This window comes from Secundilactobacillus similis DSM 23365 = JCM 2765 (assembly GCF_001311075.1).
GTDB lineage: Bacteria > Bacillota > Bacilli > Lactobacillales > Lactobacillaceae > Secundilactobacillus > Secundilactobacillus similis.
In genome coordinates this window covers 1-16,936 of record NZ_BBAD01000073.1, presented here as the reverse complement: position 1 = coordinate 16,936, position 16,936 = coordinate 1, and the positions used below count along the sequence as shown (strand labels likewise).

Below are 16,936 nucleotides of genomic sequence, written 5' to 3'. Positions count from 1 at the left end.
AAAAGATTCGATATGCTGTAATTTCACAGTATGTCGGATCTTTTTTGCTGTCGTTTGTGTCCAGCGTAAGTGTGCGGAGCGAGACGGGTTGAGAGCAGTGTGCAAGGCGACATCGGTGAAGGCGCCCGGGTCTGGCGGGTTTACCGATGTCGCCTTGCATGCAGCTCTCAGTCTCGCGCAGCACCATTCGGCGTGGTGGCCATAAAGCGCGTGGTTGACAGGTTTCTATAACTTCAGGAACCCTGGAAATAACAGTTTAAGTGGCGCCGAATTTTGTAGCCTGAACGAGCGCTTTTCAATGCGGCTTTGGCGAGCGAAGCGACGGCAAATAGCCAACACCCAAATCGCACCCACACTTACGCTGGACACAAGCGTAAGCAAAAAAATTTCGAGACCTAAAACGTTGATTTGACAGCAGTATAAGCAACAATAAAAAGCAGAAATTGAAATTATTTTGCCAAAACCATTGACAGAAATCAAAATCCCCAGTATTATGTGAGCATAGTTAGAAAACGATGAGATGCGATGAAACCTTGAGGATTAGGTGGAAGCGATCGGTTAAGAGAGCGTGGCTGGTGAGAACACGTACGATCCTTCAGCTTAAAGTTAAGGCGGAGCAACCGATTCTTGATTAATAGGAATCGTGGCCGGTAACCACTACCTTACCACCGGATGAATACGTCCGGACTGAGCCGATTGTGTGATGCAGTCGGAAACTAAGGTGGTACCGTGCGAAAGCGCCCTTAAGCAGAGATGCTTAGGGGCGCTTTTTCTTATCGTTTTCGTAAACACATAGTTTCATATAGAATTACCAACACATATTGTTTCAACACATAGGTTCATCTATAGCATCACTAACACATATCGCTCCAACATATTAGCAACAACATATCGTAACACCACATAGAACAACTGATGTAACAGACATCGAAAGGATGACACATATGACAAAATATACAGTAATTGGTGCAGGTGCAATGGGACTTCGTTACGGGGTATTGGTTCAAGAACGGACTGGCAATCAAGTGGACTTTGTTGATACTTGGGAACCCAACGTTGAAAAGATCAAGGAACAGGGCGGCGTTTACGTGTCCCGTGATCATAAGGACCGCCACATGGTACCGATCAACGTCAGTTATCCTGAAGATTATACCGGCGATCCGGACGTTTGGATTATCTTCGTTAAGCAAATGCAATTAGCTGACATGTTGAAACGGTGCGCACCGCTATTCAAGGAACACCAATATGTATTTTCAGCAATGAACGGCATGGGGCACATTGATAAAATCAGTCAGTACTTCCCAGATAACCACATTGTTGGCGGGACGGCGATGATCGCCACCGTGCTTAATGGCCCCGCTGATGTTGACTTCATGGGCGCCCCTCGAATCGGGGAAATGCACATGTGCAATAAGACGGAAACTAACGATGCGATGACACACCAAATCTTCGATGATCAAGGATGCTGGCTTAGGCCCAATCATGACCGATAACTTCATGGGCACGTTGATGTCCAAGGTCGTCTTCAACGCCGTGGTCAACACATTATGCACGATGTTTGAAATTCAAATGGGTCAATTTATTGAGTATCCAGGGGTTAAAGACATGGCCACTCAGTTGATGAACGAATCCTTTGATGCCTGCGAACGGGCCGGCATTCACTTAGTTGAAACCCGTCAGGCCGAAGTTGAATCGGTTGATTACGTCAGCCGAGTTGCTAACCCATACCACTACCCATCCATGTACCAAGATTTCTCGAAGGGCCGTCCAACGGAAGTCGATTACATCAACGGGTACATCGCCAAGATCGGTCGCGAACACGATTACGTTTGCCGGACGCACGAGTTCATTACTCACGAAGTCCACATGGCCGAGATGATGCGCAAATACAAGCAACAACCTGCAGCGGCAACAGTTGCAGCTAAATAAAAACACATAATTGTTTTAGCCATAATCGGGCAACCAAATTGGCGCCCCACATAGCACACTCACACATAGCGTTACCACACATAATCAGCACCACTAACACATAGCTTTAAGTTAACACTCCTTATAGATAAACACATAGTTTCTCATCAAGTTAAGACGCCCGGACCAGAACCTCACACTGGTCCGGTTTTTTTGTGTGATTTATCTCAGTGTTTCGCTTAGATAGACGAATCGAAATTGATAACATCAGAATCACGGTTGCTGCTTATCAAAGCGAACGAAATAAAATTATGGCTACAACTTGGTGGCCAAATCGCCTATACTTTAATGGAATAAAGAAACGGCTGGCGCTAAGTCGCTAGTCAGAATCGAAGTGAGTTTATGACCTATCAATTTTGCCCGACCTGTGGCACGAAACTGATTGCTAAAGTGGCCGGTGACGATGGTGAAACCCCATTTTGCCCTCATTGTGACCGTTACTGGTTTCCGATTTTCGCAAGTTGCGTGATGGTTCTGGTTGCGGATCAGTACCACGACGTTGCGTTGGTGAAGATGCCATATCTGTCAAAGCAGTACGAGTCATTGATTTCTGGTTACATTAAACCCGGTGAAACGGCCGAAATTGCGGCTGTTCGGGAAGTTCAAGAAGAACTAGGCGTCCATATTGACCACTTACAGTATGCTGGCACCCACTGGTTCGGCCCGAACAGCGAGTTGATGCACGGCTTTATTGCGGTGATCGATAAGACACCGCTGACCAAATCGGCCGAACTCAGTGTTGCCCACTGGGTACCAGCCGCAAAGGTACCGGACGTGATGTTTCCTGAAACGCCAGATAACGCGGCGTATAAGGTATTCCGCCGGTATTTGAAATTATTGTGACAGTTTTAAAATACTGCCGCGAGTTTAAAAAATTTGGGTTGAAGATTGTCCAACAGACACCCTAGATAGAGTCACCAAATCGGTTGTGATTGCGTTTAAATCATAACCGATTTATTTTTTTGACCCTGAATAAATGTTGATATAATGGCGTTTATTACCGATGTTATAACGTTCTATTAATAGGGAGAAACTAGTAATTAGTAAGTAAAGTAGCATGATTCTAAATAATGAGTGATTATGATATGATAAGGCTGTAATGAAATGCTCTAAACCACTATGGGGAACTAGTGCTTTAGACCGTAATTAGCAACTTTATGCCTTGGAGGGGATTGCTTATGAATCAACATAGGAGTAGTTTTGGAGAACCCAAAACGCATTTTAAGATGTATAAGAAGGGCCGAAAATGGTTAGTAGCCGGCGTTACCGTTGTCGGTATCGGGCTAGGAACGCTGGGTGTGACAACCACGTCAGCGTCAGCGGATACGACGGATGCAGCAACGACTGAATCGGCTAACGTTGATGCGGTTAAGACCGATAAGCAGGCAACGTTGACAGCAGGGACGACGAGCGACACGGCGACGACAGAAAATGGCACAACGAGTGCGTCATCAACGACCACCGTTGAAGCGCCAGCAACTAACACTAGCGATGCTGCTGAAACCACGACAACGCCACAAGCTGACGAACAGAAATCAGCAGCAACAAACGACCAACAAACTGCGCCGGTCGCTGATGCAACAACGCCTGCGCAATCAGATACGACAACGACACCAAAACAGTCAGACACAACGACTACCCAATCAACGACGGTCACTAATTTAGGCGACGCAACGGCTACGGATGTTGATGTAGCTAAAGTGGCTGGTAAGGCAGCTTATGAGGCTACTGGGACACCGCAGAAGATTACAGCGGTGGCGGCGACTACGGCGGATGAGTTGAATTATAGTGCCACCCAAAATAGTGAAGTTCACTTTTTTGATCGTGATGGCAATGAAATCGGGATTGGCGGGAGTACTGGAAGCACATACTCCCAGGATGAATTGAATGCCATAACCGATATTTTACTAACGAATAGTGCCATCGGTGAAAGAACGCCCAATCAAGCTGGTTGGACGGTGGACTATGCTAACAGCACGGTTAATGTAACGGTGGATGGTGTAAAAACAGCCTACACACTTGATGAGTATTTTAAAAAGGTACTGGGGGGCTGGCCTCAACGCAACGGATGACCAATTAACAACGGTCAATCAAGAAGCGCAAGATACGATGCTTAACGAGCCAAATTCGGTACTTAAAGGACTTTGGGGAATCAGAGTTACCGTTGCTGGTACGGCTGTTCAAGATGCGTATGATAAGGCAGTGACAACGAATAGTTTAGCTGACCGGTATGACTTCTTAGCTCGGGCAAGTTATTTACAACAACCAGAAACCCTCAAAGTTGGTGGTCAAGTTTCAGATTGGGCTGTCAACTACGTCTTATTCGATCCAAACGTTACAGTCGAAACGCCATACACCACTGAAGTGAAGGACGCCAACGGCAAGACAATTTCAGGACCACAATCCGCCACGAACACCTACCACGTTCAAACGGATGCGGATGGCAACATCATTTCGGTTGACGATGATATTACAACGCCAAGCATCACCGACACCATTCCGGATGGCCAAACTTTGACTGGCATTACGATCGTTGATACGACGAACGTGAATGGTCTTGTCACCACGGTGACCTACGACCCAAGAACCGGGATGGGCAACGTGGTAACGGTTGACAATGACAGTACTTGGAATATGGCACAGGAACAAGGTAGTGTTGCGGCTTCGGCAAATGCTAAAGCAATTGTAGATGGCATCATTAGTAACTCAGGCAACCAGTACACAACTTCGTTTAGCAAGGTTGCCAATAAGGACACCTTGTTAGCCAACGGGAACGTTAACCAAATTTCGACTGGCACAACGATTACCTATACCGTGACGGCAAATGCAACGATTGATACTTCTTACACCACTGAATTTAAAACGGATACTGGCAAGGTCGTGGGCCCAACGCAAACGGGGAACAATAGTTACGCCGTTCAAGTTGATGCCGATGGCAACATCGTGTCAGTTGATAAGGACAAGACGACCTATGGCGACGTTACGAATCAGATTCCAGCGGGATACGATTTAACCGGTGTGACGATCGTGGACGATACGACTAGTGTTAACCACACTGTGACGACGATTACCTACGATCCAACGACTGGTGTTGGGAACTACGTACTAGTGACGACTGACCTGATACGGGTGAGACGGTTACCACGGACTACGCTGCGGAACAAGGTAGTGCGGCTGCTTCGGAAATGGCAAAAGCGTTGTATGACGCCATTATCACGGGTAAGGACAACACCTACACAACGTCATTTGCGAGTCTTAATAGTCCGGATAATTTGCTGGAAGGTAACATTCATCAATTAGCTGATAAGACGACCATTACCTACAACGTCAAAGCACAAGCAACGAGTGGGACGGTTGAGTACGTCAACCAAGACAATAACCAGGTTGTGAAGCAAGATCAATTGAACGGTAAAGTTGATGATAATGGCACTTACACGGTCGTTGTTCCTGAAGGGTACGAATTAGTACCAGGTCAAGATAGCAATATTGACTACACGTTAGCGCCAGATAATGGCACTAAGCTTACGGTAAAGATTCGGCCAATCTCAAATGCAGGGGATGGCGGTACGACTGGACCAACCACTGATCCAACGAATCCGACGAATCCAACTGATCCGACAACACCGGAGACGACCCCAACCACGCCTGAAACCACACCAACGACCGATCCAACTACGCCGGCAGAACCAGAGCCAACGGTTGTGATCCCAACGGAGAAGCCAGGCCAAAAGCTAACGGCTAAACCTGAAGTTACCCCAGAACCAACGACTAAGGTGACGAAACAAGCGGCGACTGCGGTTAAGACTGGGACGTCGGCTCGGGTCGGTGCGGCTGGTCAGACGGTTACAGGGACCCCAAGTGAAACTGTGACCGCTAATGCTGAATCGGCAACTGCGGCTGAACGGTTACCACAAACAAACGAGTCAGAAACACCTGCGACTGTGATGGGTGTGGCTTTACTGGGATTGATGAGTTTGTTGGGCTTGGGTGCTAAGAAACGCCGGGAAGATTAATTGAATTTGGTTGATTTTTCTGGATTGAGTTAGGGAAATACGGTAAATAAAAAGACGAGTGGGAGGTAGACCACTTGTCTTTTTTGTGTTTGTAGGGTGGTTGTTTTGGGGTGATTTTTGTGGGAAAAAGCTCATCGTGACACTCGAAAAACGGGTATATTTCTAGTTCAAAGTGCTATTGGCGATGTTCATTGCTACTACTTATTTTCGGCGCCACTTGGGCTTTTAGTTGGCAATAATCGGCATTATTTTGAAGCTTGTTGACGTTATTGCACTTATTAGCCTGCGCCGAAATGAGCTCCGCAAAACTGAGAGTTGCATATAAGGCACCTAAGTAATACTGACCAAGGCCCAGCCAGTATTACTTAGGTGCCTTATACTCCACTCTCAAAGCGTTTTGCTCCGCTCTCTAGCTCTCTATTCCCTATGCTGCTTCCCCGTCAATTGCTCAACATCAACCCGGATCACACCAACATATTCCAAATCATGTTGTTTAATTTCACCTGGGAGATCTTCGCCGGTTTCGTGTTTTAACAGTAAGCGCAGGGCGTGCTCTTTTTCTTTCAGATCGTCAACCAACGTTGCTGTACCAGTTCCTAGAACACTTTGGTAAAGGGTGCTGAAATGGCTGAGTTGTTGTGGGTCTTCCGGCACAAACAACTTTGCGTTGGCCACGATGCTGAACGAAACGTTGGGGTTAGCGGCAATTAAGTCGCGCTTCTTGCCCGCTGGGGCACCGTGGATGTACAGGTGGAGTTTGTAGTCTGCGTCGTATTCGTAACCATAGTTAACTGGGACGACGTAAGGGGCTGGGGTATCATTGATGGCTAGGTTTAAAGTCCGGCCATCTTGGACGATTTGTTGTAGTGTTACGGATTCAGTTACTTCACGTTCAGTTCTTCTCATGGTAAAAACTCCTTTGACTGTGTCAGGCTAGCGAATGGTTGCGCTGAGCCAAGTATTTGGGTGTTAAAACGAGGTAGACCAATTGCGTACTTTCTTCAGTTGGTCAGACTCCTCATCCATTATAACGTGTAAGTGATTAAATTAAAAACTAGTTAATCGACTTATGATAGCGGTTTAATGGTTAAAATACCGCTGATAGTAACAGGTATATGATAATCGAAAAAAACAATCAGGACTGGGACTTGACATTTAATTTTAACCGGGTTATCATGTTCCCACGATATGAAAAAGAGATGAGAAGATGAGTAACGTTCTTAACTGTCTAAGAGAACCGCGGTTGGTGTGAAGCGGTACGGGGCGAACGTGAAGATGGTCTTCAACTAAACGGATGGACGAGCGCAAGTAAGTTCATCATGGGTGTGCCCATTACAGCGCTGAGGTATCAACAGGTACCCAATGAGGAAGTGGATGAAAGTCCGCTTCGAACTAAGGTGGTAACACGAGCAATCGTCCTTATTCTCGCAGTATGCGGGAGTAGGGGCGATTTTTTGTTTAGGTAATCTCATCAATGACGAGGGGAGGAAAATATAGTGGCCAAGATCTGCTACTTACATTGTAATAAAATCGCAACTGCTAGTTTTCTACTTGGTGACGGCATTGATGGTCAGGTCATGCAGCGCTTCAGTTGATTCGATTTAAATTGAAGTGACCCACTGACAGGTTCAGGTGTCGCCGTAAGTTGTTCGGCCGTATCAGCAACTCATCAATCCGAGAGGAAGATCGATGGCTCACTGATGCTCTGGAGCAGCGACGGTACCTGAACGGACACGCGCACAAACGCGCAAAGGAGATAACCGTTTATGACAACCACAATTATTGGATACCCACGTATTGGCAGTCACCGTGAATTAAAGTTCGCCGTTCAAAAATACTTCAAGCACGAGATCACCGCTGACGAATTGGCCCAAACCGCCGCCGAACTGCGCCAACAAAACTGGCAAACGGTCAGTGCTGCTGGTATCGATCAGTTAACATCTAACGATTTTTCGTACTACGACATTACGTTGGATACGGCAACGTTGTTCAACATCGTGCCAAAGCGTTATAAAGATCTGAACCTCTCAACGCTTGACGAATACTTCGCCCAAGCACGGGGCTACCAAGGTGATAACGGTGACGTGACCGCCTTGAGTATGAAGAAGTGGTTCAACACCAACTACCACTACTTGGTACCAGAATTCGATGATGATACCGATGTGAAGTTAGTTGGGACGAAGATTTTTGACGAATACAAGGAAGCTAAGGCTCAAGGTTACGCGACCCGCCCAGCCTTGGTTGGCCCTTACACCTTGCTACAATTAGGCCAATACAACGGCAGCAAGCAAGCCCGTGATTACGCCGCTGACTTGATTAAGGCCTACGATGCCGTTTTGAGTCAACTCGCTGACTTGGGGGCCGAATGGATTCAATTAGACGAACCTGCTTTGGTTAAAGACCAAACGGAAGCTGATTTGGAACTCTTTACCGACATCTACAAGCCACTTTTGAGCAACAAGCATGGCTTGAAGGTTCTAGCTCAAACCTACTTTGGCGATGTTCGTGATAGTTACGACTTATTAACTTCCTTGGATTTTGACGGCTTAGGTCTCGACTTCTTGGAAGGTGCCGAAACGCTCGACCTCGTTACCAGCAAGGGCTTCCCAGCTGATAAGACGTTGTTTGCTGGTGTGATCAACGGCAAGAATATCTGGAAGGCCAACTACGACGAAAAACTCGCGTTGATCAAGCAATTGCCAACCGATAACGTTGTGTTGACGACGTCTTGTTCGTTGCTCCACGTGCCATACACGGTGGAAAACGAAGATAAGTTGGCGGATAAGTACATCAAGTATCTGGCCTTCGCTAAGGAAAAGTTGACTGAATTAAAGGATTTGGACAACATTTTGGCTGGCAACGGTGCGGATGCGTTGGCTGCCAACCAAGCCCTCTTCGCTAAGCCACGTTACAAAGAAAACCAAGCCATCATTGACCAAGTTGCTGCCTTGAAGGAAAGTGACTTCCACCGCGAACCATCCTTTGAAGAACGGGCTGCCATCCAAAAGAAGGAGTTTAACTTACCAGAACTGCCAACAACGACGATCGGCTCATTCCCACAAACTCGCGAAGTGCGTCGCAACCGGGCCAAATACAAGCGCGGCGAGATCACTAAAGAACAGTACGATCAATTCAACCGCGACCAAATCAAGGCCTGTGTTGAATTCCAAGAAAAGATCGGCATTGATGTGCTCGTCCACGGGGAATACGAACGCAATGACATGGTCGAATACTTTGGTGAAAAACTCGACGGCTTCCTGTTTACCCAAAACGCTTGGGTTCAATCATACGGGACCCGTTGTGTTAAGCCACCAATCATCTGGGGTGACGTTTCACGGAACGCGCCAATCACGGTTGCCGAATCCGTTTACGCGCAAAGTTTGACTGACAAGCCAATGAAGGGGATGCTGACTGGTCCCGTTACGATCTTGAACTGGTCATTCCCTCGTGAAGACATTTCGAAGAAGGAAACCACGCTTCAAATCGCGTTGGCCATCCAAGAAGAAGTGTTGGATCTTGAAAAGAACGGCATTAAGATCATCCAAATCGATGAAGCTGCTTTGCGTGAAAAGTTGCCACTACGGAAGTCGGACTGGTACAATCGTTACCTTGACTGGGCCATTCCAGCGTTCCGGTTGGTTGGTAGCAAGGTTCAAGCAACCACGCAGATTCACACCCACATGTGCTACAGTGAATTTGGCGACATCATTGATGCCATCGATGATATGGATGCTGACGTGATTTCATTTGAAGCCTCACGGCTGATTTGACATTGCTGGATACGCTACAAGAAGACCACTTTAAAACCCACGTGGCCCTGGTGTTTATGACATTCACTCACCACGGATCCCATCCGAAGCTGAAGTTGCAGGCACGATTCACAAGATTTTGAAGAAGGTGCCACTGGACAACGTTTGGATCAACCCGGACTGTGGTTTGAAGACACGGGGCACGACTGAAACCACTGCTAGTCTGGAAAACGTTGTAGCGGCAACGCACCAAGTACGTCAGGAACTCGCTCATGAAGGTCGTTAATTGTTTCAACGAACGCCCCGTGATTTCGTTTGAAATTTTTCCACCACGGCCAAATGCGTCTGAGAAGGCTTTGGACAGATTTTACACATCGTTAGAAACCTTAGCGAGCTTAAAACCGGCCTACATCAGTGTGACGTACGGTGCTGGTGGCGGTGATAATAAGTCTGGTACGTTGGACTTATGTCACTACATCAAAGAACAGTACGGCATTGAAGCGGTGCCCCACATTCCGGGACTCAACTTTACGAAGGCTGGCGTTCAACAGTATTTAAAAGAATTAGAAGCTGATGGGTTGGACAACGTCCTGGCGTTAAGAGGGGACTTACCCGAGGACGGCCACATTCCCGGTGATTTCCAATACGCTAGTGATTTGGTAACGGAAATCAAGCGAGATGGGGACTTCAACGTGCTGGGTGCGTGTTACCCGGACGTTCACCCGGAAGCAAAAGATAGCGTAAGTGATATTAGAGGACTCAAATGCAAAGTTGATGCAGGGGTTTCTCAGTTAATTACGCAACTCTTCTTTGAAAATGAGCATTACTACCAGTTTTTGGAACGTTGCGAATTGGCCAGCATCGATGTCCCGGTTCAAGCCGGCATCATGCCAGTGGTCAACGAACGCCAAATTCGAAAAATGGCGACGATGAACGGCGTGGCGCTACCACCAAAGTTCCTGAAGATGATGGCGCACTACCAAGACAACAAAATCGCCATGCGTGACGCGGGAATCGCCTATGCGGTGGACCAAATTGTCGACCTCTTGTCAGAGGGCGTTGATGGGGTGCATCTGTATACGATGGATAATCCGGTTGTGACGAAGCGGATTTGTGAGGCAATTGCGACGCTGATTTAGAGAGCGGAGCAAAACGGTTAAAGACTGGAGCATAAGGCCCTCCCAGCATAACCCCCGGTTTTTGGGGGTTGTGCTGGGAGGGCCTTATGTGCAAGTCTTTGTTTTGCGGAGCTCATTTCGGCGCAGGCTAATCAAAGCAGTAACGTCAACAACCTTCAAAATGTTACCGATTATTGCCAACTAAAGCCCAAGTGGCGCCGAAAATAAGTAGTAGCAATGAACGTCGCAGTAGCACTCAGAAACAGAAAATCAGCTATCCGGTTTTTGGAGGTTGTGCTGGGAAGACCTTGCATGCAACTCCCTGTCTTTTGGAACTCATTTCGGCGCAGGCTAATCAAAGCAGTAACGTCAAAAAACTTCAAAATGTTCCCAATTATTGCCAACTAAAGCCCAAGTGGCGCCGAAAATAAGTAATAGCAATGAACATCGCCAGTAGCACTTTGAACTAGTAGAACCCCCACGAACAAAAATAAACGACTCACGCAATAACGTTAATTTGCGCAGGTCGTTTATTTGCATTTCTCAATACGCACCCCCTAACCCCACCCCAAAAACTGTGGTATCCTTAACCCATCAACAATAGGGGGTATCATCATGAAAAGTAGATCAATCATCCTCACCATCGCCGCTAGCCTAGGGGTGCTAGCAGCAACTATAACCACGGCACAGGCCGCTAGTTACAAGCAGTCCAGCAATGCCATCACCCAGTACACGGGCAATAGCCTGCGAACGGTGAATAATACCGCCACGGGTTTCGTCAAAGCTGGCGCCTACCAGTTTGCGAAGGATCCGAATGGCACCAACACCATCAGTAGCGTTGGTGGTAACCAAAAGTGGACGTTGAAAACGAAGTACCAGTTACCAACGACCCATGCGGCGAAGGGGAATGCTAAATACGATATGACCAACCCGCAATCATTTGCCTACGACGGCGGTCACAACCTGTACGTGCTGTACCAACCACACTACACGCCGGGCATGACGAACAAGGGTTTCGTTGCGCGGTTTGATATGAACAAGCTCAACAAAATGTCATACGCTAAAACCCAAGCTGCCATGGATAGCAAATCCGGTAATTCGGCAGTTAAAATTGGTGGCATTTTTACTACCGGCCACGGTCAATCGCTGGCTTACGACAAGAAGCATAAGTCGCTGTACATGTGGCGTGATTTAACCATGAAGGCGACTAGAACGTCAACGCTGCAGCGAATTAGTACCTCATCATTGACACCCAATAAAGCAATCACCTTCCACATGACCAACCACGGCGTTAACGTCCCGGGTGGCCACGAATTAACCTTTGATCATAGCGGTAACGCCTACTACTGGACCGTTTCTGGATCAAAGGTGAAGGTTTACAAAGGGACGATTGGCACAAAGACGGTGCACTTCCGCCTGACGAAACAATTGTTCACCCGGCGTCCAGGCACGCATGAACAGGCCATCGGTTACAACGCGCATAACGGTCGGCTATACCTCGTGGCGGATGATTCGATTACCAGTTTCCCAGCCAAAAAATTGAACGGTAACGGCTCGTTGAAGTCTAGTGATTTCAAATACAGCAAGTTCAATTCACACCGGGAATTTGAAGCGTTGGCTTTTGATAACGCCGGTCATGGCTTGCTGTTGTCGAACCGGAATCCGGAGGTTTTGCGGTCGACTAGTGCTTATTAGATTTTAGGAGTTAGATTGACAAGCATCGAACTGGCGTCTTAACTCATAGTTGGTTAAGGATATTATTGAGATTCAAGACTGTTAGCTAGCCTAAACACGTGACAAAACGCAAGTCCCGGTCATATAAGACAATAGCGGCGTAGACTCCAAGAACCGGAGTCCACGCCGCTATTGTCTTATTCTAGGATTTAACCACGTTTTGGGACGCCACTAATGCGCTAGTCTCTAACCGCTTTGTTTCACACGCGCTACTCTTCAAACTTCCCCGTCGACTCATCCAATGAACTCGAAATATCATGGATCTGGTCATACCGGTAAGTTTCGTCGTACTGGTGCGTATCCTTGTCGTACGCCTTTACTTGAAGGACGTCTTGATGCGGCCAGCTGACGATGTAGGTGTAATCGTCATAGTCGAAGCCGTAGTCATCGGCAATTTCGTCGATGCCGTACTGTTCATCGCCACTGTACTCTTCTTCAAACAAGCCGTGGTTATTATCGCCACTGTCTTCGCTATCAACATCACTGCTTTCGGATGATGACGAAGCTGAGGCACTTGAACTGTTGGTGGCTTGGGTCGCAGTCACTGGGGTATCACTGTCAGCATCATCGTTTGGTGTAGAGAGGTCGATCTTGATGCTCTTGGCCTGTGCTGAAACAAGGTTCTTCGTAACCGATTTTGAATTATCGGCACTGCCACCAAGCTTGAAGGTGTAGCGACCTGGGAACAATGGGCCGGCTTTGTAGGAATAGTTGGTGTTGTTGGCCGTTGCCACGTTCAACCCGTTGAGGCTAATGGTAGCTTGGTCGATGTTGGTGGTTACCGTTGGGTACATGGCAATGGTTTCTAGTTTGTATTTAGGAAAAATCAACGCTTCGTGCCCGTCCTTAACGAGTTTAAAGGTACCATCACTGGTTTGATCGGTAGTCAGCAGGTCGTTTTTTATGTTGGCCAAATACTGCTTGTCTTGATCCAAATAAGTCATGAACGGTGCTAGTCCCTTGGCGTTGATCGACAGGCTTGGATCAGTGGTCGTCAGGAACTTGACGGCGCCGGTCTGGTCCCGCTTTTGGAGGGTGGTGATCATGCTGTTGACTTGCTTTTGCTTACTATAATTGCTGTTGCCCCAAGCGTAGAGCCCGCCTAAAATCACGATGACAACAAGCACCGCAATTAGCCACTTGCGCTTACCGTTACCGGTATGATGGCCCGTGCGGCGAGCTGGTTTCGTTTGCGTAGGTGCCGTTGGTGTCGGTTCTGGCTGCGGTGTTGATGTTTCTTGACTAGCAGTAGCCTGTGGCGTTAATTTTTGACCACAGTTACCACAAAAGGTATCAGTAGCACTGATTGGTGTGCCACATTTAGGACAGTAAAGCATGATTGATCACCTCAAATTAGGATTTAAATTGCTGAAAAATATCACGATAAGCTAATGGTAATGCGTGTTGCCAGTACGACCAATTGTGATTGCCAAAGTGGTCCACTTGATAAACCGGCTGGATGTGTTGCGCGCGTAATTGTTGAACGAAGCGGTTAACGTCGGCTACGGGCACGGTGGTGTCCTTAGCCGTTGTTTCAATATAGAAATGAGCGGGCGTTTTAACCCGTTTTAGGTAGTTAGGCAAATTCCGACTGGGTTGATCCTGCTCAAACGTCCGTTGACTAAATGCCCCGTTAACCTTAAATGCTGGAATCTGCGTGTTCGTTTGAACGGTTGCCGGTACCTGCTGCCAGATGGCGGGAGAAATCAGCGCACCAGTTGAAAAGAGGTGCGGGTGTCGGAAAATCAACCGAGCAGCGCCGTAGCCACCCATGGAAATCCCGCCAATTGCGCGTTTAGACTGACCAGCAAGCTGATAGGTTGCTGTGGTTTTGGGAATGAGGTCATCGACAATGGCGCTTTCCATGTTGCTGCTGGCGTTATTGAGGTAAAACGAATTGCCACCATCTGGGAAAATTGCAACGACCGGAATCCCGGTCTGCTTGATCAACCGGTCAAGGTAGGCCTTTGAGTCCGCTTGGGTGGTGAGGTTTGTTTCGTCACCGTAAAGCCCGTGTAACATATAAATGCTGGCAAAGTGGGTGCCGCTTGCCTTTAAGCGTTGGTAATTTGTTGGCAGGTAAACCCGGTATCGCCACTGGCGGTGAAGTTGTGGGCTGTAGAAACTTAAAGCTTTAACAACGCTGGGTGTAGTAGGTTGGCTGTTAACCGTCAACGTGGCCCGCTTTTTAGGTTGCGAAACCGCAGTAGTGGACGGCTTTGAACGTTGATTAGTTTTGGTTGTTGAGGTTTGAGAGGCTGGTGGGATGACGTAGTTGTTTGAGGCGTCATCGCATGAATGAGGCCACCAACGATCAGAATCAGGCAGGCTAAGCTAACGACGATCAGTAATCCAAGTTTCTTTTTCATAACGCCTCCTGAATTTCAATATTAATATGGTTAAATTAGTTTAATCTTACAAAACTCTTAGTTGAATAACAAGGCTTAGTTGCTAGTCCAATTAAGTTAATTAAATGATGCAATTGTAATTGAAATAATTTGTGAAGATTGATAGGACGGCGTTGTTAAGCTGATTGAAAACCTGACAATCGGTGTCTTCGTCTGAACGAGCGCATACTTGCGACGTTCTGGGACAAGTATACCGACTTTATCGGATTTAGAAGTTAATACTTGATACTTAAAATCAATCCCGGTAAACTACGGATGAAAAGTTAACTAGACCAATTAATTGACGTTGTTTCTAGGATAAGGGATCAACCAATCTAGCGGACATGTAAAGGGATGGTATTTGATGATGAGAAAGGTTAATCAAGCATACGACAGAGACAAAAATATGGTTTAAATTATACAAACTCGGAACAAGGTGGCTATAACTAATGTTACTGATGCGACATTAATGTTAGCCGAAACATTGGTTAGTGCGAAGGCGGGGACGACTGATTTGGTAGTGGTGCGTGTGGTAACTGCACCAGATGATGCTACTGAAACAAATCTGGTAGAACCATTACTATTGCCTATGTTCCTGAACATAACGGTACCAGATACTGATGGGACGACGCCAGACCCCGACTCATTTGGAACAGTCAGCTCTGCAACACCAACCCCGGGTCCAGTTTTCGAAACTATAAGCGACGACCCTTCCAAGTTAGGATCAACCGCACCTGAAGCCCCCCAAGCAGGTGCCAGTATCGGAACTGGATCGACACCGGCCCGGGAACCTAACGCCCAGCAAGCGTCCCCAAGGACAGTTTCCTCCCCAGTTGCTAACCCCCAGGCACCGACTGCCGGGACGGCGCAAGCAGCAACGGACGCGCAAGCAGCACAACAGCTACCTCAAACTGATGATGCGGTTTCGATTTGGCGTCAGGTTGGGCTTGCACTGCTGAGCTTGTTAGGATTAGTTGGTTTAACGAAACGGCGTCGGCGTGATGGAGGTGATGCGTGATCCGTGACTATCTAGAGCGGTATGAGTAGTAGAGAAAGAACAAGTATCACCTCAGCAAGGTTGTTTTGAGCAGCGTGATCGTGTCCGCATCTTGGATATGGTAACGCTGCTTATTTGTATGGTGGCCTCGGTTGGCGTATGATAAAGGTCGCATTTAATGCCAAATCCATTCGAAAGTAGGCTGCTAACCATGGCCCAAACCAAACTCGATCTCGCCAAAACGGCGCTGGTCACCATCGATCTTCAAGAAAACATCTTGCACCCCCAACCATTAGTTCCGCATGCGGTTGATGATGTCGTTGCCACCAATAATCAATTAGCTGATCATCTGAAAAATACCGCTGCACTCATCACGCTGGTGGGCGTCAACGTTAGTGATGTCCATCGACTGAGTGCGATTGATGAGCACCAAGACGAACGCACGATTGACCGGACTCAAGAAGACATTACGCAAGTCCTCGATGTTGCGCACGACGTTGATGCACAAAACGTGATTCAGGTGACGAAACATAATCCGGGCGCATTCTTCGGAACTGACCTAGATCTACAACTACGGCGACACGGCATCGATACGATTATCCTAACCGGGGTTTCAACTTCCAATGGCGTTTATGCGACAGCGTTGGATGCTTATCAGTCCGCTTACCGGTTGATTGTCGTGGCGGATGCCTGTTCGGACCGCAACGTTGAGAACCATGAATTTATTATGAATCGACTGATGCCTCGAATCGGCGAGGTGACCACCTTGGCCGAATTATTGCCACGGTTGTGATGATGAACGTTAAAAAGCCTAACGCGTTGTGCGTTAGGCTTTTTGCTGTCGCTTGTGTCCAGCGTAAGCATTCTTCTGTTTAGTTTGTGAAGTGCGGTGATTTGTGTAAACTGTCGATTCCGGTATCCGGCCAGGTTCCTGCTGTGGGGCCGGCCTGAGCCAAAGTGCGGTCTCAGG

Annotated in this window: 11 protein-coding genes, 2 pseudogenes and 1 other annotated feature; of the genes and pseudogenes, 10 read left to right on the top strand and 3 right to left on the bottom strand. The window is 47.5% G+C overall.

All coding sequences use genetic code 11. From position 1 onward, the window contains the following. Positions 1-944: 944 nt before the first annotated feature. The 5 genes and pseudogenes from JCM2765_RS13180 (at position 945) to JCM2765_RS13160 (ending at position 5,981) form a co-directional block, all read left to right on the top strand. Positions 945-1,929: pseudogene (locus tag JCM2765_RS13180) on the top strand (ketopantoate reductase family protein). A 381-nt stretch (positions 1,930-2,310) separates the two neighbouring features. After that, positions 2,311-2,811, top strand: coding sequence for an NUDIX domain-containing protein (locus tag JCM2765_RS13175; RefSeq protein WP_054737133.1), 501 nt, complete (start codon positions 2,311-2,313; stop codon positions 2,809-2,811). 335 nt (positions 2,812-3,146) lie between these two features. Further along, complete coding sequence (locus JCM2765_RS13170) at positions 3,147-4,040, top strand: KxYKxGKxW signal peptide domain-containing protein (RefSeq protein ID WP_054737132.1); 894 nt, start codon at positions 3,147-3,149, stop codon at positions 4,038-4,040. Further along, on the top strand, positions 3,988-5,268 hold the full coding sequence (locus JCM2765_RS13165) for a hypothetical protein (protein WP_156301799.1): 1,281 nt from the start codon (positions 3,988-3,990) through the stop codon (positions 5,266-5,268). The genes JCM2765_RS13170 and JCM2765_RS13165 overlap by 53 nt, the downstream gene beginning before the upstream one ends. Then, on the top strand, positions 5,154-5,981 hold the full coding sequence (locus tag JCM2765_RS13160) for an LPXTG cell wall anchor domain-containing protein (RefSeq protein ID WP_156301798.1): 828 nt from the start codon (positions 5,154-5,156) through the stop codon (positions 5,979-5,981). Before JCM2765_RS13165 ends, JCM2765_RS13160 begins: the two co-directional genes overlap by 115 nt. A gap of 417 nt (positions 5,982-6,398) precedes the next feature. On the opposite strand, the gene JCM2765_RS13155 is transcribed toward JCM2765_RS13160, so the two are convergent. Further along, positions 6,399-6,887: a pyridoxamine 5'-phosphate oxidase family protein gene (locus tag JCM2765_RS13155; protein ID WP_054737129.1), complete on the bottom strand. Its 489-nt coding sequence runs from the start codon at positions 6,885-6,887 to the stop codon at positions 6,399-6,401. Positions 6,888-7,172: 285 nt separating this feature from the next. Then, positions 7,173-7,405, top strand: a binding site (T-box leader). Between the two features lie 342 nt (positions 7,406-7,747). Between JCM2765_RS13155 and metE the strand changes: the two are divergent. From metE to JCM2765_RS13140, 3 genes and pseudogenes are all read left to right on the top strand, one after another. Continuing rightward, positions 7,748-10,016, top strand: a pseudogene (gene metE / locus JCM2765_RS13150) (5-methyltetrahydropteroyltriglutamate--homocysteine S-methyltransferase). Continuing rightward, a complete protein-coding gene (gene metF, locus JCM2765_RS13145; RefSeq protein WP_054737128.1) occupies positions 10,003-10,869 on the top strand; it encodes a methylenetetrahydrofolate reductase [NAD(P)H] in 867 nt (288 codons plus the stop codon). The pseudogene metE and the gene metF overlap by 14 nt, the downstream one beginning before the upstream one ends. Before the next feature lie 594 nt (positions 10,870-11,463). Next, positions 11,464-12,543 (top strand): hypothetical protein, encoded by a 1,080-nt coding sequence (locus JCM2765_RS13140; RefSeq protein WP_054737127.1) that lies wholly within the window; start codon positions 11,464-11,466, stop codon positions 12,541-12,543. A gap of 248 nt (positions 12,544-12,791) precedes the next feature. Here the strand turns inward: JCM2765_RS13140 and JCM2765_RS13135 are convergent, their stop codons facing one another. Both JCM2765_RS13135 and JCM2765_RS13130 read right to left on the bottom strand, forming a co-directional pair. After that, a complete protein-coding gene (locus JCM2765_RS13135; protein WP_054737126.1) occupies positions 12,792-13,919 on the bottom strand; it encodes a TcaA second domain-containing protein in 1,128 nt (375 codons plus the stop codon). Positions 13,920-13,935: 16 nt separating this feature from the next. Then, the gene (locus JCM2765_RS13130; protein ID WP_054737125.1) at positions 13,936-14,757 is read right to left on the bottom strand and encodes an alpha/beta hydrolase; all 822 of its coding nucleotides are present in this window, start codon (positions 14,755-14,757) and stop codon (positions 13,936-13,938) included. 681 nt (positions 14,758-15,438) lie between these two features. On the opposite strand from JCM2765_RS13130, the gene JCM2765_RS13120 reads away from it, so the two are divergent. Beyond that, a complete protein-coding gene (locus JCM2765_RS13120; RefSeq protein ID WP_054737123.1) occupies positions 15,439-15,987 on the top strand; it encodes an LPXTG cell wall anchor domain-containing protein in 549 nt (182 codons plus the stop codon). A gap of 190 nt (positions 15,988-16,177) precedes the next feature. Beyond that, a complete protein-coding gene (locus JCM2765_RS13115; RefSeq protein ID WP_054737122.1) occupies positions 16,178-16,759 on the top strand; it encodes an isochorismatase family protein in 582 nt (193 codons plus the stop codon). Positions 16,760-16,936: the final 177 nt, after the last annotated feature.

Coding starts and splice junctions, on each gene's coding strand:
- JCM2765_RS13120 (WP_054737123.1), top strand. CDS start 15,439: ATGTTAGCCGAAACATTGGTTAGTGCGAAGGCGGGGACGACTGATTTG.
- JCM2765_RS13155 (WP_054737129.1), bottom strand. CDS start 6,887: ATGAGAAGAACTGAACGTGAAGTAACTGAATCCGTAACACTACAACAA.
- JCM2765_RS13115 (WP_054737122.1), top strand. CDS start 16,178: ATGGCCCAAACCAAACTCGATCTCGCCAAAACGGCGCTGGTCACCATC.
- JCM2765_RS13170 (WP_054737132.1), top strand. CDS start 3,147: ATGAATCAACATAGGAGTAGTTTTGGAGAACCCAAAACGCATTTTAAG.
- JCM2765_RS13175 (WP_054737133.1), top strand. CDS start 2,311: ATGACCTATCAATTTTGCCCGACCTGTGGCACGAAACTGATTGCTAAA.
- metF (WP_054737128.1), top strand. CDS start 10,003: ATGAAGGTCGTTAATTGTTTCAACGAACGCCCCGTGATTTCGTTTGAA.
- JCM2765_RS13140 (WP_054737127.1), top strand. CDS start 11,464: ATGAAAAGTAGATCAATCATCCTCACCATCGCCGCTAGCCTAGGGGTG.
- JCM2765_RS13135 (WP_054737126.1), bottom strand. CDS start 13,919: ATGCTTTACTGTCCTAAATGTGGCACACCAATCAGTGCTACTGATACC.
- JCM2765_RS13160 (WP_156301798.1), top strand. CDS start 5,154: ATGGCAAAAGCGTTGTATGACGCCATTATCACGGGTAAGGACAACACC.